A 22229-nucleotide genomic window follows, 5' to 3' on the forward strand; every position below is an offset into this window, starting at 1 on the left:
TTCGATTACTAGCCCTTGTGTTCGTTATAGGTTCTAACGCAAAGCGGGAGCGACTGTCAATAACTTCAGTGATAGCCTCTAACCATGACGCAGGCCGACGGCACGAAGACCCCCCGCGAGCGTTACCGCGCCCAGGTGCGTACGGAGATCAAGGAACGCGCCTGGGAGCAGATCGCCACGGCGGGCGCGTCCGCGCTGTCCCTCAACGCGATCGCCAAGCAGATGGGGATGAGCGGCCCGGCGCTGTACCGCTACTACGGCGGGCGCGACGACCTGATCACGGAGCTGGTCCGGGACGCCTACCGCAGCCTCGCCGACACGATCGCGGCGACGGCGGCGAAGGACGGCGCCGAGGTGGCGGCCCTCGCGCACGCCCTGCGGGACTGGGCCCTGCGGGACCCGCACCGGTACTTCCTCATCTACGGCACACCCGTGCCCGGCTACCACGCGCCCGACGACATCACCGCGATCTCCTCCGAGATCATGGCGCTCCTGCTGGACGCCTGCGCCACGGTGGACCGGGACGCCCCGGCGACCCCGTTCGGCGCCCACCTCGAAGAGCACCGGGAGTGGGCGGACGGCCATCCCGCCCCGCCCGCGGCCCTGCACCGGGCCATGACCTTCTGGACCCGGCTGCACGGCGTCCTGTCCCTGGAACTCGCCGGACACTTCAGGGGGATGGGCTTCGACCCGGCGCAGCTCTTCGCCGCCGAGGTCGAGTCCCTGGCTTCTACCGCTTCCGCGCCCGGTACCGCTTCATCAGCGCCGTGATCCGCGTCTGGCCGGCACAGCCGTCGAGCTCGGTCAGGAGGTCGTGGCACAGCTCGTAGAGGTCGCCGCCGGCCGCGCAACGGCTTCGATGAGCCGTTCCTGTCGTTCCCCGGTCAGCGGCGGGGTGCCGCCGCCCGCCCCCGTCCGCTGCATCGACGCGCCGATGTGCGCGACCAGGTGCCGGTAGCCGCCCGGCCCGCCGCCCAGGTGCGAGCCGAGGAACGGCCCGACCGTGGCCCAGCGCAGGCCCAGCGAGTTGGTCATGATCTTGTCGAGGTCCTCGGGGGTGACCACGCCCTGGTCGACGAGGTACACCGCCTCGCGGCTGAGCGCGTTCTGCAGGCGGTTGCCTACGAAGCCGGGGATCTCCTTGCGTTCGACGACCGGGGTGCGGCCGACCGAGGTGTAGAAGTCCAGCGCGGCCTGGACGGCTTCCTCGCCGGTGCGTTCGCCGGGCACGACCTCGACCAGCGGGACCAGGTGCGGCGGGTTGAAGGGGTGGCCGATCAGCACGCGGGCGGCGTCCTCGTCCGCCAGCTCCCCCGTGAACGCGGTCGACGGGATCGCCGAGGACGAACTGAGCAGCAGGGCGTGGGCCGGGGCCTCACGGGCGAGGGTGGCGAACAGGTCCTTCTTGAACCCGGCCCGTTCGGGGCCGTTCTCCTGGACGACGTCCGCGTCCCGGACCGCGTCGGTGACATCGGCGGCGAGGCGCACCCGGTCGGCGAGACCGGTCACGTCCAGACCCCGTGCGGCCAGGTGCGGGGCGTACTGCTCCAGGGCCTCGGTGACGGCCTCGGCGAGGTCCTCGCGCGGGTCGCTCACCCGGACGGTCAGGCCGTGCGCGGCGAACAGGGCCGTCCAGGACAGTCCGATGGTCCCGGCGCCGATGACGGCGGCCGTACGGAAGGCGCGGGTCATGACGCGGCCCCCTTCAGGTAGTCGTGGACCGGCTCGACGCCCGACAGCGTCAGGTCGGTGAGGATGTGGCTCGCCGAGACGACCTCCAGCACCGGCAGGTCGGCCAGCGGGGCCAGCACGTGCTGGAACAGCTGGAGCCGGGCCGGGCCGGTCCAGGCCCCCTTGACGGTGAGGTCGGTGATGCGGGTGCGGACGAGTTCCTGCACGCGCGGCACGCCGTCGTAGCCGGGGACGGTCTTGACCATGAACGTCGGCACGCCGATCTGTTCCTCGGCCTGGCGCCGGTCCAGCTCGTGGTGCTTGTAGCCCATGGTCGCGGTGGCGACCCGCAGACTGCCGTGGTCGAGCGTGCCGACGAGCGCGCCGGAGTCGACGTACAGCGCCGGGGAGCCGATGACCTTCGGGTAGGCGGCGACCTCGCGGCCGGAGGCGGTCGCCGGGAAGTTGTCGAGGTACATCGCGTGCAGGTACTCGCCGCGCTCGCCCTCGAAGCCGACGGGGATCGCCTGGCCGGCCTCGGTGTAGGGGCCGTAGCCGCTGACGTCGCCCATCTTCATGACCTCGAACCGGACCAACGGCTCCTCCACCCGAAGCGGTTCGGGGACGACGGCCCGCAGCGCGTCGGGGTCGGTGCGGTAGACGACGTTGAGGTACTCGCGGTCGGTGAACCGCGGGACCATCGGCGCGTACGCCGGGCTGGTGAGCGGGGTGGTGAGGTGCTGTCGTACGTCCTCGGTCCTCATGCCCGGCTCACCTCCCCGTCCACCGTGCCGGGCGGCGCTCGGCGAAGGCGGTCATGCCCTCGCGGACGTCGTCCGAGGCCATCAGGGGCTTCATCTGCTCGCGCTGGAAGGCGAAGGCCTCCTCGTCGGAGGCTCCGTCGGCGGCGCGGACGACGCGCTTGACGGCCGCCAGCGCGAGCGGGGCGTTGTCCGCGACCCGCTCGGCCAGCCGCAGCGCCTCGGCGACGGCCTGTCCCTGGGCGGTGACCCGGTTGGCCAGGCCCAGTTCGCCGGCCCGGCGCCCGTCGACGGGCTCGCCGGTCAGCAGAAGTTCCATCGCGAGGTGGTGCGGGATGCGCTGGGGAAGCCGGATCACTCCGCCGCCGGCCGCGATCAGCCCGCGCTTGACCTCGGGCAGGCCGAACCGGGCGTCCTCGGCGGCGACGATCAGGTCGCAGGCCAGGGCCAGTTCGAAGCCGCCGCCCATGGCGAAGCCCTCCACGGCGGCGATGAGGGGCTTGTCCGGCCGGGACTCGGTCAGGCCGCCGAAACCGCGGCCCTCGACCTCGGGCGACTCACCGCGCAGGGCGGCCTTGAGGTCCATGCCGGCGCTGAACGTGCCGCCCTCGCCGGTCAGGACGCCGGCCCGCAGGGTGGGGTCGGCCTCCAGTGCGTCGAGTGCGGCGGCCAGGGCGGTGGCGGTCGCCGCGTTCACGGCGTTGCGGGCCTCTGGGCGGTCCAGTGTGATCAGCAGGGTGGAGCCGATGCGTTCGGTGCGCACGACGGGAGGTGTGGGGGTGCTCATGACTGTCGTCCTCCTGTGGCGATCAGCGGGCGGTGGCGTCGAGTTCGGCGAGGACGTCCTCGGTGTCCTGGCCCGCTACCGGTGCGAGGCGGCGGATCGAGCCGGGGGTGGCGGAGAAGCGCAGCGGGATGCCGATGGTGCGGACCGTGCCCTCGGTCGGGTGCTCGACGGTGTCGAGCAGGTGGCCGCCCTGGACGTAGGGGTCGTCGTGGGCGCGGTCGAGCTCCAGCACGGGCGCCATCGGGATGCTGTGCTTGGCGCACACCTCCGCCCACTCCTCGGTGGTCAGCGCCGGGGCGCAGACCTCCAGGAGCGCGGCCAGGTCCTCGTGGTCGGCGCTGTCGATGGCGTCGCCGTTCACGCGCGGGTCCTCGGCGAGGTCGGGGCGTCCGGCGGCGGTGAGGAAGTCCCGGTAGTTCTGCGGGTTGTACGGCATGACGCAGGCCAGGCCGTCCTTGGTGCGCACGGCCTTGTGGCCCTTCAGCATGGACAGCGGGAAGCCGGTGGGGCCGGTCTCGGGCACGTGGGTGTGGCCCGCGAGGTGCTCGACCAGGTTGAACGCGATCAGGGTGTCCGTCATCGGGATCTCGACGAGCTGGCCCTGGCCGGTCTTGTTCCGGTGCAGCAGCGCGGCCAGCACGCTGTAGGCGATGGTGAGGGAGGAGACCTTGTCGCCGATGATGGTCGGCAGGTAGACGGGCTCGCCGAGCGCCCGGTCGGCGATGTCGACCAGGCCGGAGGCGGCCTGCACGGTCTCGTCGTAGGCGGCGTTGCCGGCCCGGTCCGAGTCGCTGCGGAAGCCCTGGGCGTGCGCGTAGACGAGGCCGGGGTTGCGGGCGGCGATGTCGTCGTGGGACAGGCCGAGGCGGTGCAGGGCGCCGGGGCGCATGTTGGTGATCAGCACGTCCGCGGTGTCGATCAGCCGCAGGGCACGCTCGCGGTCGGTGTCGTCCTTGAGGTTGAGGGACACGCTGCGCTTGTTGCGGTTGACGTTGAGGTTCAGCGGGGTCATACCCGGGGTCGTGCGGTAGTGGCCGGTGCGCACGGTGTCGGACGGCGACTCGATCTTGATCACGTCGGCGCCCAGGTCGCCGAGGATCTGGGCGGCGTAGGGGCCCATCACCACGGTCGAGAGGTCGATCACGCGGATGCCCTCCAGCGGGCCGGCGACGGTGTCGGTGATGTCCGTCATCGGATTTCTTCACTCCTCGGTTCGCCATGTGTGTGTATCTGGAAACTAAGTTAGCGCGATAAGCGCGGCGAACGGAAACAAATGGAGTGACCGAATAGCGAAAAGCGGTATGACCGCAGTGGTCATACCGCTTTTCGTGAAGATTTTCAGGTGATTATGAGTGGAGCGGTTGGGCGAACACCTCGCGGGCCGCCGCCACGACTTCTTCCAGGTCACCGCCGCGTGCCCGGTCCTTGCGCCAGATCAGGCCGGTCTCGAGACGGGGGTGGAAATCGGAGAAGGGAAGGACCACGACGTTGTCGAGACGGTAATTCTGAACGGGACTTCTGGGATCCAGCATGGAAATGGAGAACGCCATACCGCCAGAGACTATTTCGGAGACCCCGTCGAAGGTGGCACTGCCCAGTTCGACGCGCTTCCTGATGCCGAGTTCGGCGAGCTGCTGGTCGAGGCCACGGAAGTACGCGTTGGTCACGGCCGTCGGGGAGCCGGCGTAGGCGAGCTCGGCCAGTTCCGCGAGGGCGACGGACTCGCGTCCCGCGAACCGGTCCCGGGGCACGACCGCGCCGAGCCGCTCCGACATCACCGGCATCTGCTCCAGCGCCGGGTCGCCGCCGGCCGGGAGCCGGGCCAGGGTCAGCGCAAGCCTGCCGTCGCACACCGCGTCCACGAGCCGGTCGGTGCCGCCGGGCCAGCGTTTGATCTCGAACCGGTCGCCGACCCGCTCGGCGAGGGCGTCCATCCGCTCCCGAAGGTCGGGATGGACGCCACTGGGAACGCCGAGCAGCAGGGTGGTCCGCCGCGGCCGGGCCGTCTCGTCCAGCCGCCACCGGATGGAGTCGACCTGCTCCAGCACCCCGCGCGCGATCGGCACCAGCGCGTTGCCGGCCGGGGTGAGCCGCACACGGTGGGTGTCCCGGTCGAACAGCCGGTGCCCGACCTCGTTCTCGAGGTCCTTGATCCGCCGGCTCAACGGGGAGGCCGCCATGTGCAGTTTGCGGGCCGCGGTGGAGAAGTTCAGCTCTTGGGCGACGGCGAGGAAGTAGCGCAGGTGCAGGAGCTCCACGGCGTTCAGCCTAGCCGCTGCGGCCGCACCCCCCGCTGCCCTGCCGACGCCCGGGCGTCACGCGTTTCCGATCGTGATGAAGGGGTCCCACGGGAAGGAGCCCCGCACCTGGCGGTGGCGGTCGAGAAACACCCTCGAAGCCGGCGGCGCCCTTCAGACCCGGGCCACCCCCTTGCTCACCCTCGACGAGATCGACGAGGCCGCCCGCCGGCAGGTCTCCTGCCGCGCACCCGGCGACTGAGCCGGCCCGCCCCGTTACCGTTTCGGACGATCGGGCCGCACGAGACGGGGGGCGTTCGTCGCCATGGGCATACGCGGGGAACTGCGCGGGCGGTGGGAGCGGGGGCGGGTGCTCGCGGCGGACCATCCGCTCCTGGCCGACATCGGCGTCGCACTGCTCGTCCAGGGCGCCATGACCATGCCCTTCCTGGTGCCGCGCGCACCCGGGCTGCCGCCGGCGAGCTGGGCCGCGTACGGGATGAGCACCCTCACCGTGCTGCCGCTGGTCTGGCGCAGGCGTGCTCCCGTCGCCGTGCTGTTCGCGGTGCTGGCCGCGAACCTGCTGTACCGGCTGACCGTCGACGGCCCCGGGCAGCCGCTGCCGTACACCGGACTCGTCGTCGTCTACACCGTCGCCGCGCTGTCGGCCCCGCGCGAACGGCTCGTCACCGGGCTGGTGCTGGCGGTCGCCGTGCCGGTGGGGGTGTGGCTCAACACCCGGTCGGCACGCGAACTGACCTTCTCCCTCTTCGTGTTCGCGGCCGCCTATGTCTTCGGGCGGCTCACCGACGCCCGGCAGCGGGCCCACCGCGTCGAGGCCGAGCAGGCCGCGGCACGCGAACGGGCCCGGATCGCACGGGAGATGCACGACATCCTCTCCCACGCCGTCAGCCTGATGATCGTGCAGGCCGAGGCCGGACCGGTGGCCGTGCGTGCCGCGCCCGAGCGGGCCGAGGCGGCCTTCGACGCCATCTCCGCGGCCGGGCGGGACGCCATGGCGCAGTTGCGGCACATGCTGGGGGTGCTGCGGGACGACGGTGCCGGGAGCGACGGCACCGCCCCGCGCGAGCCGCAGCCCGGCCTCGCCGCACTGCCCGGACTGCTCGACCGGGTGCGCGGGAGCGGGCTCGACGTGACGTACCGGGCCGTGGGGGACGTCCGGCCCGTCTCCGCGGGCGTCGGCGCCACCGTCTTCCGGGTGGTGCAGGAGGCCCTGACCAATACCCTCAAGCATGCGGACGCACACAGCGCACAGATTCAATTGACGTACTCGGCTTGTGAGTTGGAGGTCACCGTGAGCGATGACGGGCGGGGGCCGCACGCCGTGCCCCGTCGCGGCGGGCACGGGCTCGTCGGGATACGGGAACGGGCCGCGGCCCACGGGGGCGGCGCGGTCACCGGGCCGGGCGCGGGCGGGCGCGGGTTCGAGGTGCGGGTGCGGATTCCCGTCCCCGCGGCGGCGGAGGCGGGAGCGTGACGATCCGGGTCGTGGTCGCCGACGACCAGGAGCTGGTGCGCAGCGGCTTCGCGATGATCCTGGACGTGCAGCCGGACATCGAGGTCGTCGCCGAGGCGGGTGACGGCGCCGAGGCCGTCGACGCGGTGCGGCGGCACGCGCCCGATGTGGCGCTGCTCGACATCCGGATGCCCCGCGTGGACGGCATCGAGGCCTGCCGTGCGATCAGCGCCGCGGGCGACTGCCGGACGGTGATGCTGACGACCTTCGACTCCGACGAGTACGTGTACGAGGCGCTGCACGCGGGCGCGAGCGGCTTCCTGCTCAAGGACGTCCGCCGGGACGATCTCGTGCACGCCGTGCGGGTCGTCGCCCGGGGCGACTCGCTGCTCGCCCCCTCCGTCGCCCGGCGTCTGGTGGAGCAGTACACCCGCCCCGCCGCCCGGTCCCGCCGTCCCGATCCCCGGCTGGACGTCCTGACCGCCCGGGAGCGCGAGACGCTGCTGCTGCTCGCGCGAGGCCTGTCGAACGCCGAGATCGCCGCCGAGCTGGTGGTGAGCGACCACACCGTCAAGACGCATGTCGGCAACGTGCTCGCGAAGCTGGGCCTCAGGGACCGGATCCAGGCCGTGATCTGCGCCTACGAGACCGGGCTCGTCGCCGCCGGGGATCCCCCGCCCGGGGGAGCGGACCGGGCCGGGCCCTCCCCCGCGCCGGCGAGGAAGTGACCCCGCAAGACCACCGGCGGGGGCGATCCGCGCGGCGGCCCGGCTCCGGAGGATAGGGACGTCACCCAACGCCCCTTCTCCTCGACGGAGTTCGCTTTGAAGACCCGTACCAGCCTGCTGACCGCCGCCGTGCTCGTCGTGGGCATCGCCGCCGGGCCGTCCGTGCTCCCGGCCACCGCCTCCGCCCCGGCCGCGCCGACGGCAGCGCGGTCCACCACGGGGCCGTCCCCGAATGCCGCCCTCGAAGCCGCCCTCGCCGGCCTTCCCAACGCCGACACCACCGCCGCCCTCGTACGGGTCGGCGGCAAGAAGGGCACCTGGCACGGCAGTTCGGGCGTCCACGACCTGCGGAGCGGCCGGCCCGCCGATCCCGCCGCCCGCTTCCGCGCCGGGTCCGTCACCAAGGTCTTCACCGCCGCGGTCGCCCTGCAACTGGCCGAGGAGGGACGCCTGGACCTGGACCGCAGTGCCCGCTCCTATCTGCCGGAACTGATCCCGGCGCCGTACGCGGGCGTCACCGTCCGGCAGCTCCTCGACCACACCCACGGCATCCCCGCCCCCGACTTCCCCGGCACCACCGTCGAGGAGGCGTACGCCAACCGCTTCCGGGTGTACGACCCCCGGGACATGGTCCGCTCGGCGACGTCGAAGAGCCCCGAGTTCGCGCCGGGCGAGCGGCAGCACTACCTCAACATCGGCTACACCGTCGCCGGCCTGCTCATCGAGCGCGTCACCCGCGACTCCTACGAGCGTCAGGTCGCCCGTCGGGTGCTCGGGCCGCTGGGGCTGCGGGACACCTACTTCCCGGGGACGAACCCGCGCATCACCGGGCCGCACAACCACGGCTACCAGACGATGCGCCTCGACGACGGCACGACCGGGCTCCGGGACGTCAGCGTGTGGGGGGCGACGGACGCGTGGGCGGCCGGGAACATCGTCTCGACCACCGCGGACCTGGAGACGTTCACCCGCGCCCTGTTCCGGGGGCGGATCGTGCGCGGGCCGCTGCTGGAGGAGATGTTCACGCTGCCCGAGGTGACCGACTTCAGGACCGGGAAACGGGCCGCCTACTCCGTCGGCCTGTCCATGAAGGTGCTGGGCGGGCGCGAGGTCTGGGGCAAGACCGGCGGGCGCTGGGGGTACAACACCGCCATCGCCTCCACCCGCAACGGCTCGCGCATCCTCGTCTACAGCGTCAACTCCACCGACGCCAAGGGCCAGGACATGAACCGGACCACCGAGAACATCATGGTGGCGGCCTACGGCAGGCCGTAGCGGACCGCTCAGGTCGCCGGCGGTGCCGCCCGCACCAGCCCCGTCTTGGTACGCGATGACGACCAGCTGGGCGCGGTCCCGGGCGGGCAGCTTGGTCATGGCCCGGTGGATGTGCGTGCGGACGGTCAGCGGGCTCAGCGTGAGGTCCTCGGCGATCTCCGTGTTGGACCGGCCCGCCGCGGCCGGCTCCATCGCCTCACGTTCCCGGACCGCCAGGCCGGCGAGGCGCTCCGGGGGCGCGAGCCCGGCTCCGGAGGCGGGCGCCATCAGGAAGCGGGTGATGAGGGTGCGGGTGGCGACGGGCGAGAGGAGGGCCTCGCCGGCCAGTGCGGTGCCTCCCCCCTCGACGGTCAGCCCGGAGTCCCGGGCCCGCTCGGTGGTCCGCTCCAGGTGGGCCGCGGGCGGCGTCGGTGAGGTCGTGGGCGCCGACCTTGTAGGTGACCGTCGCGAAGGCCGTCGTGCCGTCCTGGCCGACCGTCCTCGCCCGGAACGGGCCGACGGCGCTCGCGACCCGCGTGCCGCCGCCGCGTCCGGCCACGGCCTTCTCGACGGCCTCCCGGTTCCCGGCGGCCGTGGCCTTCTCGCCGCCCGGCGCGATGAAGACGACCCTGGCCGTCGCGCCGTCGGCCGTGGCCCCGGGGAAGCGCTGCTCCATCAGGTCGAACGCCTTCCGGGACTCGATGCCGGGCATCGAGAACTCCTCGTCGACGGCGCCCGGTGCCTTGAGGGAGCCAGCCCAGCCCCACGGCGGCCAGGACGGCCGCCCGGACCAGGGCGACGTACCAGCGGCGCCGGAAGGCCAGACGGCCCACTCGATACAGAGCGGGTCGTCCCGTCGTCGTGCGCCCGCCGACACTCTCCGGCACTGAGAACGCGGTACGTGCGGACGGGCAGCTCCATCTCGAGTACGAGATTCCCGAGCCATCCGTCGCTGCTTGTGCTACCTTGGTTGGCGTTGCAGTTTTGGTTCCCAGAGACTTCGAGTGCTCTTTCGACCTTCGTCGACGAGCACTCTTTTTGTTATCCGAGGATTTTCGAATCTCTCCGGAGGGTGATCATTTCAGCGACCCCGAATCGGCAAAGTGCAGGTCTCGGGTACTGCCCCTCAAGGGAGATACACATGGCAACTGGCACCGTGAAGTGGTTCAACGCGGAAAAGGGCTTCGGCTTCATCGAGCAGGAGGGTGGCGGCCCGGACGTCTTCGCCCACTACTCGAACATCGCCACCTCTGGCTTCCGCGAGCTTCAGGAAGGCCAGAAGGTTACCTTCGACGTCACGCAGGGCCAGAAGGGCCCGCAGGCCGAGAACATCGTTCCCGCCTGACGCGTACGCGAATGCCCTGACCGGGGCCCGCACCCTCGCGGTGCGGGCCTCGGCTCGTTTTGTTCCAATCCGGCTCAACTCTTGCGAATCCCGCGGCTCTTCGATGCCGTCGCGCATTCCTCGACGCGTGCCGCATCGAGGAAGGTTCCCTCATGGACCGCACGGCTCGCAGGAGCAATGGCTCCCCCCACTCCCGCGGCAACGGGTTCCGCTCCCGTAAGTCGGGCGGCGCAGGCACCGCCTCCCGCCCCGCGGGCGGCGGTCGCGGCGGGCGCCGCCCCGCGCCCAGCCGGGAGTTCGCACCGCCCGCCACCGTCACCCCGGCGCTGCCGGCCGTCGAGGCGTTCGACGAACTCGACCTGCCCGAGCGGCTGCTGGCCGCGCTGCGCGCCGAGGGCCTGACCGCGCCGTTCCCGATCCAGGCGGCGACCCTGCCGAACTCCCTGGCCGGCCGGGACGTGCTCGGCCGCGGGCGCACCGGCTCCGGCAAGACCCTCGCCTTCGGGCTCGCCCTGCTGGCCCGCGTCGACGGACGGCGGGCCGAGGCCCGGCAGCCCCTGGGCCTCGTCCTCGTCCCCACCCGCGAACTGGCCCAGCAGGTCACCGACGCCCTCACCCCGTTCGCCCGCGCGCTGCGGCTGCGGCTCACCACCGTGGTCGGCGGCATGCCGATCGGCCGGCAGGCGAACGCGCTGCGCACCGGCGCCGAGGTGGTCGTCGCCACGCCCGGACGGCTCAAGGACCTCATAGACCGAGGCGACTGCCGCCTGGACCACGTCGACATCACCGTCCTCGACGAGGCCGACCAGATGACCGACATGGGCTTCATGCCGCAGGTCACCGCCCTGCTCGACCAGGTGCGCCCCGGCGGCCAGCGGATGCTCTTCTCCGCCACCCTCGACCGCAACGTCGACCGGCTGGTCCGCACCTACCTGCACGACCCGGTCGTGCACTCCGTCGACCCGTCCGCGGGCGCGGTCACCACGATGGAGCACCACCTGCTGCACGTGGAGGACGACGACAAGCACGCCACCACGACCCGGATCGCCGCCCGCGACGGACGCGTGATCATGTTCCTCGACACCAAGCACGCCGCCGACCGGCTGGCCAAGAAGCTGCTCGCCGTCGGCGTGCGCGCCATGGCCCTGCACGGCGGCAAGTCCCAGTCGCAGCGGACCAAGACCCTGGCCCGTTTCAAGGACGGTCAGGTCACGGTCCTGGTGGCCACCAACGTCGCCGCCCGCGGCATCCACGTCGACAACCTCGACCTGGTCGTCAACGTGGACCCGCCCGGCGACCACAAGGACTACCTGCACCGCGGCGGCCGTACGGCACGCGCCGGCGAGTCCGGCACGGTCGTCACGCTGGTCCTGCCCCACCAGCGGCGTGAGATGACCCGGCTGATGGCCGATGCCGGGATCACCCCGCAGATCACCCGGGTCCGCTCGGGCGAAGACGAGCTGAACCGCATCACCGGGGCGCAGGAGCCCTCCGGCGTGCCCGTCGTCATCACCCCGCCGCCCGCCGAGAAGCCCGCGGCGCGCACGGGTTCCGCCCCGAACGGACGGCGGAGCAGGCCGCCCCGGGGCCGCCGCCGCTGAACCGGCCCCGGGGCCTACGCGTTCGGCACCGGCCGCAGCACCGTGCCTCCCCGTTCGACGACAGGAGCAGGGAGCCGTCCTGGGCTGCGGCGAGGCCGGCGAAACGAGGGGCCAGACCGGGGACGCCGGTCAGCCGCCCGTCACGTCCGTGATCCTCCAGCGCTGGTTGGATCCCGAGTTCGGCTGCCAGACGCCCACGGAGGCGCCGTCGTTGGTGGACTGGCCGCCGACGTCCGGGAGTTGACCGGTCGCCGCGTTCACGAGCGTCCACGTGCCGTCGCCGGTCGAGGACGCGATCCACCGCGCGGCGTCGTCGCGGCGGCCCTCGTCGGGTTCGGCGACCAGGGCGCCGTCACGGATGGCCAGGCGCTTGTCCGCGCCGGTCTCGGTGAGGACGTAGCGCTTGCGGTTGTCCTCGCCGCGGATCTGCTCCACCCGCCACTGCTGCCCGCTGGGGTCGGTCGTGTTCGGGGTCTTGATGACCAGGCCCGTGCCGTTGCCGGCGAGGGTGAGGTCCTTGCCGCTCTGGACGCCGGTCAGGCGGTAGGTGTGGCCCTTGCGCAGTTCCGCCGCGTCCTTCGCGACCCCCGAGACGCCCTTGACCAGGAAGGACGTCACCGACTGGGCGGGCACCGCGAGCGTGGCCCGCTTGCCGGTGACGCGGACGGGCTTCTGCTTCTCCAGCTTGCCGTCGGCACTGGTCACCACCGGGGTGACCGTGGCACGGGAGGAGACCCGGCCGAACTTCGACAGGTCGAGCGTGACCTCGCGCGCCTCGGTGGCGCTGTTGACGTGGACGACGGTCGCCGCGTCGCCCTTGCGGGAGACCGCCGCGGTGCTGGACGTGTCGTCCGTCTTGATCAGCCGGTCGCCGGGCTTGATGAAGTGCGTGAAGTTGCGCGCGGTGTCGAACTTCGTGTTCGTGTAGATCGGGCAGGACTTCAGGGTGTCCTTCGAGGTGCAGCTGAACGGGAGCTGGATCTCGCCCCAGTTGCCGCCCTTGGCGGACTCGCCGCCCGGCTTCATGTTGTCGTAGTCCTCGACCGGCTGCCAGAACACCCAGGCCTTGGGCTCCAGTTCGCGCAGGTCGTCCACCATGCGCTGGGCGAGGCCCAGGCCGGGCCGCATGTCCGTGAAGCTCTGGCCGTCGCCCCAGTCGCCCTCGACCTCGCTCATCCACAGCGGCTTGTCGGCGGCCTTGGCCAGGTCGCGGACGGTGGTGCGCTGGCCGGTGCCGTAGGTGTGGACGTTCATCTGGCCGACGAGGTCGCGGACCTCCTGGGGGTAGGAGTTCCAGTTGGTGGCGAACGTGCCGGGGTTGGTCTCGTCCATCGCGGATATCTCCGCGCCCGAACGGGACTTCTCCAGGACGGGGGCCAGCGCGCGGATCACCTTCTGCTGGAGCTCGGGGCCGATGTGGGCGCCCTCCTGGCGGCCGCCGACCGGCTCACCGTCCGGACCGAGCTTGGTGCCCCAGTAGTTCGTGTTCGGCTCGTTGAACGGGTCCAGCGTGTCGACCTTGATGCCGTGCGCCTTCTCCAGGCGCTCGGTCGCCCCCACCAGGTACTTGGCGAAGTCGTCGACCGACTCGGGCTTCAGCTGGTCCTTGCCCGCGTCGAAGTTGCCGGAGACGTAGCCGCTCTCGGTCATGAACCAGGGCGGGGAGTTGCTGAAGGTCTCCCAGTGGGTGATGTCCTTCTTGATGCGGTCGACCCACCAGCGCTGCGTCTTGTCGGCGTGTCGGTTCCAGTCCGCCGGGTCGTCCGCGTCCCACCAGTCGACGTCCTCGCGGGTGGTGCCCGCCGGGGCCTTCCACCAGCCCTCGACCGCGCCGCCGGCCCGCAGGTAGTCCTTGACGTCGGGGGCGTTGCCGCCGCCGATGTTGTAGCGGGCGATGTTCAGGTTCAGACCGTCGTCGCCGAAGAGGAGCTTGTAGAGCTTCTCGCGGACCGCGGGCGGGTAGTCGCCGGTGGCGTTGGCGAACCAGACCAGGCTCGTGCCCCAGCCCTCGAACCTGTCACCCGAGTAGGACGGGTCGGGCCGGACGGTGACGCCTGCCGCGGCGGCCTCGGCGGCGTCCGTCCCGGCGTGCGCGGCGGGCAGGGCGGCGGTGGCGAGGACGGTTCCGGTCGCCAAGGTGACGCCGATGGCCCCGAGGAGCCTTCTCTTGTGGGTGCGGTGTGCCATCTCGAGTACTCCAGCTCTTCTGCGTGCCGCGCGGTGACGAGGGCTCCCGACGGACGCGGAGATCGGGGCCTACGTGGTGCGACTGGTGCGGATTCGGCGCCTTCTCGTACGATTTCGGCTAGGCAATGTTTACGTAAACATCCACTGGCGGGATGTCTACACTGTCCGAATCTCAGGGGTCAAGGACTCGTTCCGGACCGAAAATTGCGCCAGGTGCGCGGCGAGGGGAGCGAGGGGCAGGTGGGCACCATGAACGGCGAGAGCCAGCCGGGGGGCGCGAGCCGTACGAGAAGGCGTGCGGCACGGCCCCGCCAGGGCGCGTCCATGGCGGACGTCGCGCAGCTCGCCGGGGTCTCGTCCCAGACCGTCTCCCGCGTCTCGAACGGCTTCCCAGGCGTCACCGAGGACACCCGTGCGCAGGTCCTGGCCGCCATGCGGGAGCTGGGTTACCGCCCCAACAGCGCGGCGCGGGCGCTGCGCCGGGGCGAGTTCCGCACCCTCGGCGTGATCACCTTCTCCCTGTCCACCATGGGCAACATCCGCACCCTGGAGGCCATCGCCACGTCCGCCGCCGAGCACGGCTACGCCGTCACCCTGCTGCCTGTGGCCATCCCCACCCAGGACGAGGTGAACGGCGCTTTCTCCCGGCTGGGCGAGCTCGCCGTGGACGCCGTCATCGTCATCATGGAGATCCACCTGCTCGACGCGGCGACGGTCTCCCTGCCGCCCGGCGTGCAGGTCGTGGTGGCCGACTCCGACGCCGGCGACCGCTACACCGTCGTCGACACCGACCAGGCGGGCGGCGCCCGTGACGCCGTACGGCACCTGCTGGACCTCGGCCACGACACGGTGTGGCACCTGGCCGGGCCGGAGGGCTCCTTCGCCGCCCAGCGCCGGGCCAACGCCTGGCACGACACCCTGAGAGCCGCGGGCCGGGTGACGCCGCCCCTGGTCCGCGGCGACTGGTCGGCCGAATCCGGCTACCGGGCGGGCCTGCTCCTCGCCGACGAGCCGGATTGCACCGCGGTCTTCACGGCAAACGACCAGATGGCCCTCGGCCTGCTCCGCGCCCTGCACGAACGCGGCCGCCGCGTCCCCGACGACGTCAGCGTCATCGGCTTCGACGACATCCCGGAGTCGGCGTCCTTCCTCCCGCCCCTCACGACGATCCACCAGGACTTCGCGGAGGTGGGGCGGCTGTGCGTGGAGGGGGTGCTCAGCAAGATGCGGGAGGACGGGGCGGAACACGGGACGACGCTGGTGCCGACGCGGCTGGTGCGGCGGGCGAGTACGGCGCGCAGGCGGGGGTGAGGGACGCGGGTCGCGGGGGAATCCGGACCGCGGGGACAGCCAGGGCCGCAGGCACGGCCAGGGCCGCCCGGATCGCCCGGACCGTGGGACGGCCCGGACCGCAGAGACTGCCCGGGCCACAGGGACCGCCCGGACCACCGGACCACGCCTGCCCCGGAGGCCGAGCTCGGCTTCATCCTCCGGCGCCCTCCCGAAAAGGTGGGTACTCCGGTGGAGCCCCGGGGGGCCTCCGGACTCCTGGCCGCGCGGACCGGGTCGGTTAGCGTGACCGGGTGATCATGCTGCTGCAATGGGACGGCCTCACCGACCGCGATCGCTTCAACCAGTGGTACCTGGACCAGCGGGACGAGTTCTCGGACCTGGCCCGGGACGCCGCCTGGAACCGTCTCTTCGAGGTGCTGGGGGAGCGGCCGGAGTGGGTCAACCTGCCCCGGCCGGGGAACCGCAGCGGATTCTCCCCGCTGCACCAGGCGGCCTGGCACGGCGCGGACTTCGCCGTGGTGTCCCGGCTGATCGCGCACGGCGCCTGGCGCACCCAGCGCGCCCGGGACGGCCGACGCCCCGTCGACATCGCGAGGGAACAGGGGCACACCCACCTGCTGGACCTCCTCGAACCGGTCACGGTACGGCCTCTGCCTTCCCCGCCGGACGCCCTGGAGCACCAGGTACACACGCTGATGCGGGAGTCGACCGGCCGGTGCTTCGAGGAGATCGAGCACCTGCTGCCCCCGCTCGCACCCCTCACGGAGGGCCCCGCCGTGAGGGTCGTCTTCACGGTGGTCGGCATGATGGGCGGCTTCCGGTACCACCTGGAGCGGGACTACGTGCATGTGCACGCGAGTTCGCGGATGGACGCCGACGACGGAGACCACTACAGGGTGACCCCGACCGGCTGGACCGCGATCAAGTAGCCGCGCACCCGCTCCGCGTCACCGCCGCTTCGGAGAGGACCCCCATATGGCCGAGCTCTATCCCGCCGGTGTCGAGCCGTACGCGCACGGCATGCTCGACGTCGGCGACGGCAACCGCGTGTACTGGGAGACCTGCGGCAATCCCGTCGGCAAACCCGCCCTCGTGCTGCACGGCGGCCCGGGGGCCGGAGCGGGCCCGTTCTGGCGCCGGCTGTTCGATCCGGCGGCGTACCGCGTCGTGCTCCTCGACCAGCGAGGGTGCGGGCGGAGCACGCCCGACGCCGCCGATCCGCGGACCTCGCTCGCCACCAACACCACGCAGCACCTGATTGCCGACATCGAGCGGTTGCGGCGGCACCTCGGCATCGAGGAGTGGCTGGTCCTCGGCGGCTCCTGGGGCGTGACCCTCGCGCTGGCCTACGCCGAGCAGTACCCCGGCTCCGTGTCCGAGCTGGTCCTGTTCAGCGTCACCAACACCACGCGGCGCGAGGTGGAGTGGGTCACCCGGGACATGGGGCGGATCTTCCCCGCGGAGTGGGCCCGGTTCCGGGACGCCGTACCGGAGTCCGAGCGCGACGGGAGCCTGGTGGACGCCTATGCGCGGATGCTCGCCGACCCCGATCCGGCCGTACGGGAGCGGGCGGCGCGGGAGTGGTGCCGGTGGGAGGACGTCCACGTCTCCACCCAGCCCGGGCACCGGCCCGACCCCCGCTACGACGACCCGCTCTTCCGGATGCGCTTCGCCCGCCTCGTCACGCACTACTGGCGGCACGCCGCCTTCCTGGACGACGGGGCGCTACTGCGCGACGCCGGGAGGCTGGCCGGCATTCCGGGCGTGATGATCCACGGCCGGATGGACATCAGCGGACCGGTGGACGTCGCGTGGCGGCTGGCCCAGGCGTGGCCGGACGCGGAACTCGTGCTGATCGGCGACGAGGGGCACGGGCTGTCGGGGGCCTCCACGACGGCGGCGGTACTGGCTGCCACGGACCGGTTCCGGGGGGCGTGACGGGCTAGGGACTGGGGGGCGACGGGACGTGGAAGTGAAGTGGCATGGGAGTGAAGTGGCATGGGAGTGAGGCGGCTCGGCAAGTGAAGCGGCGTGGCGGTGAAGTGGGCTAGAGACGCAGCGGGTTGGGGGCCGGTCGCGGTCCGCCGTCACCGCCGTCCGAGGATCTCCCCGCCCCGCACGTCCCCAAGCTGCACCACCTCCGCCGCCCGCTCTCGTCGAGGAACAGCCAGCCGCAGTCGCGGCCGGGGCAGCCACGGACGGTGAAGCGGCGTGGATCGGCGAGCAGTTCGCCCACCGGGCGGGCCACCGCGTGGAGGGGCAGCCGCAGGCCTGCCGAGGGGGACGGCCGCCAGCAGGCCAGGCCGTCCTCACGCCGGGTGAGGACCGAGCCTCGCGCGGCCTCCTCCACCACCCCGGCGACCGCCTTGAAGGCCCGGCCGTCCTGCGGGTCGGTCAGGCAGGCGTACAGGTCCGCACGGAACCGCCGGGCCTCGTCGAGAGCGGCGGCGGCCTCGTCCGGCCGGTGCAGGGCCAGTTTCCGCAGCCGGTCGGTCTGCCGCTCCTCGATCAGGTCCATGTGCCCGGCCCAGACGGCGAGCGTGGCGTAGCCGGGCAGCCACTCCGACCCGGGCAACCGCTCCCCGCCCCACCCGGCGTAGGTGTTGCAGAACTCCAGCGCGGGGTGCCCACTCGTGGTCCACGGCAGCCACTGGTCGTCGACCCGCACCGCGTGGACGGGCCCGGGCGGCCGGTCCAGCCGGGGGTCGCCGCTCAGCATCCGCTCGTGCAGGGCGTGCAGTTCACGTCCCGGCTCGATTCCGAGTTCGTCCGCGAGGATCGCGCGCGTACGGCCGTACAACCGGAGCGCTTCGGCCCGGCGGCCCGTGCGGTGCAGGGCGGTCATCTGCGCGGCGACGAGCCGTTCGCGAGTGGCGTGCTCCTGGAGCAGCGGCGTCAGGTCCGCGATGACCGGCTCGTGCAGACCCATGTCGAGCTGGGCCCGGGCCCGTTGTTCCACCGCCGAGAGCCGCAGTTCGCCGAGCCGGCCGCCCAGGCGTGCACGCAGCCGGTCGTCGGCGACGTCCGCGAGCAGCGGGCCGCGCCAGAGCGCGAGGGCACGGTCGTAGTGGCCGATCCGCTCCACCGGATCGCGTGCGTCCGCCGCCTGCCCGACGAGCCCGGTGAACTCCTGCGCGTCGATCCGGTGCGGGCCGCGTTCCACGGCGTAGCCGTCGTGCCGGGTCTCGACGCACACCTCGTAGGGCCGGAGCGCGGCGCGGAGCCGGCCGACGTAGGTGTGGACGGTGGCGCGGGCCGAGGCGGGCGGGGCGTCGTCCCACAGGAGGTCGATGAGGCGGCCGGTCGGGACGGCGTGGCCCGCGTGCAGCAGCAGGACCGCCAGCAGGCACCGCTCCTGACGGCGGCTGCCGTGCAGCACGGGCCGCCCCTCGTGACGGGCGGTGAACGGACCGAGCAGCTGGAAATCCATGACTGCCCGGCAGCGTAGCCGTGCGGCCGTCTCCCCGGCCGGGCGTGGTGAGGCTTTGGTCAGAAGCGGCGGAAAGACTTCGGCGCACCTGCCTTCCGCCCTTCCACCCAGGGAGAACCATGCGCCGAACCCTCCTCGCCCCGCTGGCACTTGGGGCCGTGCTCCTCGGCACGCAGCCCGCCGCCGCACACGCGCCCGGCTGGGAGTCCGCTTCCGCCACGGCCGGGCCTACCGCGCCCCGCTGGGAGCCGGCGCCCTCCGCGCCGTGGGACGTCGGCGCCGGCGTGCGGTGCGACTTCCCCGTCCACGGCGAACCCGTCGTCGACGAGGTGGAGCAGCGGGTGCTGAGCACCCACCCGGACGGTTCCGTGCGGCGGGTTGCGTACCGGGGGGATCTCGTCGTACGCGTCACGAACACCGCGACCGGCGCTTCCCACGACGCCGACGTGAGCGGCTCGGCCGTCGTCGACCACCGGCGCGACGGCTCGCAGCTCTGGGCGGTACGCGGGCCGGTGCTGGTCGGCGTCGGGGAGGGCCGGGGCAGTCTGCCGCGCGGTCTGTACGTCGTCGACGGCGTCTTCACGATGGACATCGGCGCGGACGGGTTCAAGGACGTGCGCCTCGTCCACGGGACGACCGAGGACCTGTGCGCCCGCATCGACTGATTCGTTCGGCTCGGACCACCACGACCTGCGCGGACGAGATCCAGCACCGTACCGGACCCCGGTCGTGGTCGGCACCCGGACCGTCACCCGCGACGACACCCTCGGCGTGGCGATGGCCCCGGCGGGCGGCCAGGCGGTCGTGCTGAGGCCGAGCTGACGGCCCGTTCAGCCGATGTCCACCACCCTGGCCCACTCCGGGGGTGAGTCCGGGACGTACTCGGGGTCGGACTCGTCGAAGGCGTGGTTCTCGTAGTGGCGGGGGAACAGGCCCACCACCGTGCGGCAGGGTGGTCTCGTGCCCGGCCAGGGGGTCTGGCCGTCGGTGAGGGCGACGATGACGTCGGGGGCCGGGCGGGTGCGCAGGGCGCGGGTGAAGCCGGCGCGCAGGTCCGTGCCGCCGCCGCCCGTGAGCGGGATGCCCTCGGCACGGCACAGGCGGCGGGCGGTCCCGGCCGAGGCGTCGCAGGGGACGACGGTGACCAGGTCACGGCGGCCGCCCACGGCCCGGGCGATCGCGGCGACCTCCAGGAGCGCGCTGCCCAGTTCGGCGTCGCTGACCGAGCCGGAGGTGTCGATGACGACGGACACGCGGGGCGGGCGGCGGCGCAGGCTCGGCAGGACCGTGCCGGGCAGCGCGATGGACCGCCGGGCGGGCCGGCCGTAGGTGTAGTCCTCGCCGGCGCCGGGGGCGGACGCCGCCGAGCGGACCGCCGCGCCCAGCAGCTGCCGCCAGGGCTGGGGCGGGTGGAAGGCCTCCTCGGCCCAGCGCCGCCAGCCCTGCGGGGCGTGCCCGGGGCGGCCCGTGATGCCCTGCGCGACCCGGAAGCGGACCGCGTCCCGCTCCCGCTCGCTCAGGCCGTGCGCGCCGTCCGGGCCCAGCTCCCACTCCCGGTCCAGGCCGTCGGCGCCGCTGCCGCAGTCCAGCCAGGCCAGGTCCTGTGACCGCGGGCCCAGGGTGAACTGCCGGAGATACTCCTCCATCAACTCGTTCTCGGACAGGCCGAGATCGCCCGGCTCAACGACTCCCGCAGGGCGGGCCAGGCCGTCGCCGTAGACGTCGTCGTTGATCTCGAAGTCGGCGGCGATGTTCATCCGCAACCGCTCCCCCGGGCCGTGCAGGCCCCGTTCCTTCGCGACCCGGTCGCTGCGCCCGTGGTGGTCGCGCAGCAGGTGCGACACCTCGTGCACCCACACGCCCGCGAGTTCCTCGACGGGCGTGCGGTCGACGAACCCGGGCGACACGTAGCAGCGCCAGTACCGGTCGACGCCCATCGTGGGCACGCGCCGTGACGCGACGACGTGCAGGGCGAAGAGGGCCGTCGCGAGGTAGGGGCGGACGCGGGCGGCATGGAGCCGGGCGGTGAAGAGCTTGTCCCGGTCGAGGGTTTGGGGGGCAATCTCGGGGGCGGAGGCGGTGTCGGGGGCGGCTGTCTCGGAGGCGTCCGTCATCGGCCCGCCTTCGCAGCAGCCGCGGCGGCGACCGCCGCCGTGGTGCGGTCCGCGCGCCGGGAGAGCGTCACCACTCCTGCCAGACGTTCGATCGACGCGGGGACGTCCCAGTCGTCGCGGCGCAGGGCGGCGAGAGTGGTCGCGGGGACGACCACCACATCCGGGGGGCCGGTCTCCAGGGCCTTGACCAGGAGCGCCCAGGCCGCGTCCCAGCGGCTCCGCTCCGGGCGGTTGCGGACCGCTGCCACGACACCGTCCAGCGCCGCCTGCCGCAGGTCTCCCCGCTCGGGCAGCACGGCAGCGGCCGGGTCGGCCAGCAGTGTCTCGGGGTCCGGGAGGTCCATCCGGTCCAGGCACGCCAGCAGTTCGAGACCGGGCCCGTCCCCGACCGTGCCCCGCACCAGCAGGGAGAGGACGTCACGGGAGGAGCCGGCCGCGGTCGCGAAGGCGATCAGGTGCAGCGTCATCTCCCAGCTGCGCGGGGACGGCCAGGGCCCGCCCCGGCGCACCTCGCCGCTGGGCAGCCGGTGTGCGAGGGCGGGGCGGGCGCCGAGCAGCCCGCACACGGCACGGCGGGCGAAGTCCACGGCCTCCGGCAGCTTCTCCGGGTCGAGCCGGGGCAGGGTCGCCCGGGGCCACACCCCGCCGAGGCCGCGGACGACGACGTCGGTGTCGTGCGTCCACTGGAGGTGGACGAAACGGTTGGCGAGGGGCGGGCTCAGTTCCCAGCCGTCCGCGGCCGAGGAGCGCGGGTTGGCGGCGGCCACGATCCGCACGCCCGGCGGCAGGCGCAGCGCGCCGATCCGCCGCTCCAGCACGAGCCGGAGCAGGGCGGCCTGCACGGCGGGCGGCGCGGTGGAGAGTTCGTCGAGGAACAGCAGTCCCCGCCCGGCCCGCACCAGGCGTACGGCCCAGTCCGGCGGGGCCATCGGCACGCCCTGCTCGGCGGGGTCGTCGCCGACGATGGGCAGCCCCGAGAAGTCGGACGGCTCGTGCACGCTCGCGATCACCGTGGTCAGCGGCAGGTCGAGGGCCGAGGCGAGCTGGGTCAGGGCCGCGGTCTTGCCGATGCCGGGCTCACCCCACAGCAGCACCGGCAGGTCGGCGGCCACGGCCAGGGTGAGGGCCTCCAGTTGGTTGTCGGGCCGCGGTTCGGTGGTGGTGTCCCGCAGCAGGGCCAGCAGATCGCCGGCCACGTCGAGCTGGGTGACGGTGTCGGGCAGGGACGAGGTGTGAGTGCGCATGTGTGATCACCTGTTGCCGGTGGTGAGCCGTCTCGGTGGGACGAAGAGGGGGCGGGCGAAGAAGGGGTGGGCGAAGAAGGGGTGAGGGCGGGGCAGTCGG

21 protein-coding genes and 1 pseudogene are annotated in these 22229 nt (G+C 72.8%); 11 read left to right on the forward strand and 11 right to left on the reverse strand.

Translation table 11 applies throughout. The annotated features are described in order from the left end of the window. The first annotated feature begins 84 nt into the window (after window positions 1-84). Window positions 85-771 (forward strand): TetR/AcrR family transcriptional regulator, encoded by a 687-nt coding sequence (locus BJ965_RS18105; RefSeq protein WP_184909617.1) that lies wholly within the window; start codon window positions 85-87, stop codon window positions 769-771. A 33-nt stretch (window positions 772-804) separates the two neighbouring features. Here the strand turns inward: BJ965_RS18105 and BJ965_RS18110 are convergent, their stop codons facing one another. The 5 genes from BJ965_RS18110 to BJ965_RS18130 form a co-directional block, all read right to left on the reverse strand. After that, window positions 805-1692 (reverse strand): 3-hydroxyacyl-CoA dehydrogenase NAD-binding domain-containing protein, encoded by an 888-nt coding sequence (locus BJ965_RS18110; RefSeq protein ID WP_184909618.1) that lies wholly within the window; start codon window positions 1690-1692, stop codon window positions 805-807. Next, the gene (locus BJ965_RS18115) at window positions 1689-2435 is read right to left on the reverse strand and encodes an acetoacetate decarboxylase (RefSeq protein ID WP_184909619.1); all 747 of its coding nucleotides are present in this window, start codon (window positions 2433-2435) and stop codon (window positions 1689-1691) included. The genes BJ965_RS18110 and BJ965_RS18115 overlap by 4 nt, the downstream gene beginning before the upstream one ends. A 7-nt stretch (window positions 2436-2442) precedes the next feature. After that, entirely contained in the window at window positions 2443-3219 is a 777-nt protein-coding gene (locus BJ965_RS18120) for a crotonase/enoyl-CoA hydratase family protein (RefSeq protein ID WP_184909620.1), read from the reverse strand. Between the two features lie 22 nt (window positions 3220-3241). After that, on the reverse strand, window positions 3242-4411 hold the full coding sequence (locus BJ965_RS18125; RefSeq protein ID WP_184909621.1) for a CaiB/BaiF CoA transferase family protein: 1170 nt from the start codon (window positions 4409-4411) through the stop codon (window positions 3242-3244). Window positions 4412-4565: 154 nt separating this feature from the next. Then, a complete protein-coding gene (locus BJ965_RS18130; protein WP_184909622.1) occupies window positions 4566-5477 on the reverse strand; it encodes a LysR family transcriptional regulator in 912 nt (303 codons plus the stop codon). A gap of 76 nt (window positions 5478-5553) precedes the next feature. Between BJ965_RS18130 and BJ965_RS18135 the strand changes: the two genes are divergently transcribed. The 4 genes from BJ965_RS18135 to BJ965_RS18150 all read left to right on the forward strand — a co-directional run bounded on the left by BJ965_RS18135 (window position 5554) and on the right by BJ965_RS18150 (window position 8936). After that, window positions 5554-5718 (forward strand): hypothetical protein, encoded by a 165-nt coding sequence (locus BJ965_RS18135; protein ID WP_246545924.1) that lies wholly within the window; start codon window positions 5554-5556, stop codon window positions 5716-5718. 63 nt (window positions 5719-5781) lie between these two features. Next, window positions 5782-6954, forward strand: a complete 1173-nt coding sequence (locus tag BJ965_RS18140; protein WP_184909623.1) for a sensor histidine kinase — start codon at window positions 5782-5784, stop codon at window positions 6952-6954. Next, a complete protein-coding gene (locus BJ965_RS18145; RefSeq protein ID WP_184909624.1) occupies window positions 6951-7661 on the forward strand; it encodes a response regulator in 711 nt (236 codons plus the stop codon). The genes BJ965_RS18140 and BJ965_RS18145 overlap by 4 nt, the downstream gene beginning before the upstream one ends. A gap of 96 nt (window positions 7662-7757) precedes the next feature. Continuing rightward, window positions 7758-8936, forward strand: a complete 1179-nt coding sequence (locus BJ965_RS18150; protein ID WP_184909625.1) for a serine hydrolase domain-containing protein — start codon at window positions 7758-7760, stop codon at window positions 8934-8936. Between the two features lie 111 nt (window positions 8937-9047). Here the strand turns inward: BJ965_RS18150 and BJ965_RS40170 are convergent. Both BJ965_RS40170 and BJ965_RS18160 read right to left on the reverse strand, forming a co-directional pair. Further along, window positions 9048-9203, reverse strand: a pseudogene (locus BJ965_RS40170) (LuxR C-terminal-related transcriptional regulator); the annotation flags it as partial. Next, window positions 9133-9861, reverse strand: coding sequence for an MMPL family transporter (locus tag BJ965_RS18160; protein WP_376777925.1), 729 nt, complete (start codon window positions 9859-9861; stop codon window positions 9133-9135). The gene BJ965_RS18160 and the pseudogene BJ965_RS40170, both read right to left, overlap by 71 nt. 195 nt (window positions 9862-10056) lie before the next feature. Here BJ965_RS18160 and BJ965_RS18165 point away from each other — a divergent pair, with 195 nt between their 5' ends. Both BJ965_RS18165 and BJ965_RS18170 read left to right on the forward strand, forming a co-directional pair. Next, on the forward strand, window positions 10057-10260 hold the full coding sequence (locus BJ965_RS18165) for a cold-shock protein (protein WP_030846597.1): 204 nt from the start codon (window positions 10057-10059) through the stop codon (window positions 10258-10260). A 152-nt stretch (window positions 10261-10412) separates the two neighbouring features. Beyond that, window positions 10413-11861 (forward strand): DEAD/DEAH box helicase, encoded by a 1449-nt coding sequence (locus BJ965_RS18170; RefSeq protein WP_184909626.1) that lies wholly within the window; start codon window positions 10413-10415, stop codon window positions 11859-11861. A 129-nt stretch (window positions 11862-11990) separates the two neighbouring features. Here the strand turns inward: BJ965_RS18170 and BJ965_RS18175 are convergent, their stop codons facing one another. Further along, entirely contained in the window at window positions 11991-14048 is a 2058-nt protein-coding gene (locus BJ965_RS18175; RefSeq protein WP_184909627.1) for a glycoside hydrolase, read from the reverse strand. 324 nt (window positions 14049-14372) lie between these two features. On the opposite strand from BJ965_RS18175, the gene BJ965_RS18180 reads away from it, so the two are divergent. The 3 genes from BJ965_RS18180 (at window position 14373) to pip (ending at window position 17279) form a co-directional block, all read left to right on the forward strand. Then, complete coding sequence (locus BJ965_RS18180) at window positions 14373-15359, forward strand: LacI family DNA-binding transcriptional regulator (protein WP_184917285.1); 987 nt, start codon at window positions 14373-14375, stop codon at window positions 15357-15359. Between the two features lie 278 nt (window positions 15360-15637). Further along, on the forward strand, window positions 15638-16270 hold the full coding sequence (locus tag BJ965_RS18185) for an ankyrin repeat domain-containing protein (protein ID WP_221513906.1): 633 nt from the start codon (window positions 15638-15640) through the stop codon (window positions 16268-16270). 46 nt (window positions 16271-16316) lie between these two features. Beyond that, window positions 16317-17279, forward strand: a complete 963-nt coding sequence (gene pip, locus BJ965_RS18190) for a prolyl aminopeptidase (protein WP_184909628.1) — start codon at window positions 16317-16319, stop codon at window positions 17277-17279. Window positions 17280-17388: 109 nt separating this feature from the next. On the opposite strand, the gene BJ965_RS18195 is transcribed toward pip, so the two are convergent. After that, a complete protein-coding gene (locus tag BJ965_RS18195) occupies window positions 17389-18771 on the reverse strand; it encodes a BTAD domain-containing putative transcriptional regulator (RefSeq protein WP_184909629.1) in 1383 nt (460 codons plus the stop codon). 119 nt (window positions 18772-18890) lie between these two features. Between BJ965_RS18195 and BJ965_RS18200 the strand changes: the two genes are divergently transcribed. Beyond that, window positions 18891-19436: a hypothetical protein gene (locus BJ965_RS18200; protein ID WP_184909630.1), complete on the forward strand. Its 546-nt coding sequence runs from the start codon at window positions 18891-18893 to the stop codon at window positions 19434-19436. A 165-nt stretch (window positions 19437-19601) separates the two neighbouring features. Here BJ965_RS18200 and BJ965_RS18205 read toward each other — a convergent pair whose 3' ends face one another. After that, entirely contained in the window at window positions 19602-20885 is a 1284-nt protein-coding gene (locus BJ965_RS18205) for a vWA domain-containing protein (RefSeq protein WP_184909631.1), read from the reverse strand. Then, window positions 20882-22129: an AAA family ATPase gene (locus BJ965_RS18210; protein WP_184909632.1), complete on the reverse strand. Its 1248-nt coding sequence runs from the start codon at window positions 22127-22129 to the stop codon at window positions 20882-20884. Before BJ965_RS18210 ends, BJ965_RS18205 begins: the two co-directional genes overlap by 4 nt. Window positions 22130-22229: the final 100 nt, after the last annotated feature.

The sequence above is a fragment of the Streptomyces luteogriseus genome (genome assembly GCF_014205055.1).
GTDB classification, from domain to species: Bacteria; Actinomycetota; Actinomycetes; order Streptomycetales; family Streptomycetaceae; genus Streptomyces; species Streptomyces luteogriseus.

What these genes read in the sequence shown, in the direction of transcription:
- BJ965_RS18105 (WP_184909617.1), top strand. Translation starts at nt 85, where the DNA reads ATGACGCAGGCCGACGGCACGAAGACCCCCCGCGAGCGTTACCGCGCC.
- BJ965_RS18110 (WP_184909618.1), bottom strand. Translation starts at nt 1,692, where the DNA reads ATGACCCGCGCCTTCCGTACGGCCGCCGTCATCGGCGCCGGGACCATC.
- BJ965_RS18115 (WP_184909619.1), bottom strand. Translation starts at nt 2,435, where the DNA reads ATGAGGACCGAGGACGTACGACAGCACCTCACCACCCCGCTCACCAGC.
- BJ965_RS18120 (WP_184909620.1), bottom strand. Translation starts at nt 3,219, where the DNA reads ATGAGCACCCCCACACCTCCCGTCGTGCGCACCGAACGCATCGGCTCC.
- BJ965_RS18125 (WP_184909621.1), bottom strand. Translation starts at nt 4,411, where the DNA reads ATGACGGACATCACCGACACCGTCGCCGGCCCGCTGGAGGGCATCCGC.
- BJ965_RS18135 (WP_246545924.1), top strand. Translation starts at nt 5,554, where the DNA reads ATGAAGGGGTCCCACGGGAAGGAGCCCCGCACCTGGCGGTGGCGGTCG.
- BJ965_RS18140 (WP_184909623.1), top strand. Translation starts at nt 5,782, where the DNA reads ATGGGCATACGCGGGGAACTGCGCGGGCGGTGGGAGCGGGGGCGGGTG.
- BJ965_RS18160 (WP_376777925.1), bottom strand. Translation starts at nt 9,861, where the DNA reads ATGGCTCGGGAATCTCGTACTCGAGATGGAGCTGCCCGTCCGCACGTA.
- BJ965_RS18165 (WP_030846597.1), top strand. Translation starts at nt 10,057, where the DNA reads ATGGCAACTGGCACCGTGAAGTGGTTCAACGCGGAAAAGGGCTTCGGC.
- BJ965_RS18170 (WP_184909626.1), top strand. Translation starts at nt 10,413, where the DNA reads ATGGACCGCACGGCTCGCAGGAGCAATGGCTCCCCCCACTCCCGCGGC.
- BJ965_RS18175 (WP_184909627.1), bottom strand. Translation starts at nt 14,048, where the DNA reads ATGGCACACCGCACCCACAAGAGAAGGCTCCTCGGGGCCATCGGCGTC.
- BJ965_RS18180 (WP_184917285.1), top strand. Translation starts at nt 14,373, where the DNA reads ATGGCGGACGTCGCGCAGCTCGCCGGGGTCTCGTCCCAGACCGTCTCC.
- BJ965_RS18185 (WP_221513906.1), top strand. Translation starts at nt 15,638, where the DNA reads ATGCTGCTGCAATGGGACGGCCTCACCGACCGCGATCGCTTCAACCAG.
- pip (WP_184909628.1), top strand. Translation starts at nt 16,317, where the DNA reads ATGGCCGAGCTCTATCCCGCCGGTGTCGAGCCGTACGCGCACGGCATG.
- BJ965_RS18195 (WP_184909629.1), bottom strand. Translation starts at nt 18,771, where the DNA reads ATGGATTTCCAGCTGCTCGGTCCGTTCACCGCCCGTCACGAGGGGCGG.
- BJ965_RS18200 (WP_184909630.1), top strand. Translation starts at nt 18,891, where the DNA reads ATGCGCCGAACCCTCCTCGCCCCGCTGGCACTTGGGGCCGTGCTCCTC.
- BJ965_RS18205 (WP_184909631.1), bottom strand. Translation starts at nt 20,885, where the DNA reads ATGACGGACGCCTCCGAGACAGCCGCCCCCGACACCGCCTCCGCCCCC.
- BJ965_RS18210 (WP_184909632.1), bottom strand. Translation starts at nt 22,129, where the DNA reads ATGCGCACTCACACCTCGTCCCTGCCCGACACCGTCACCCAGCTCGAC.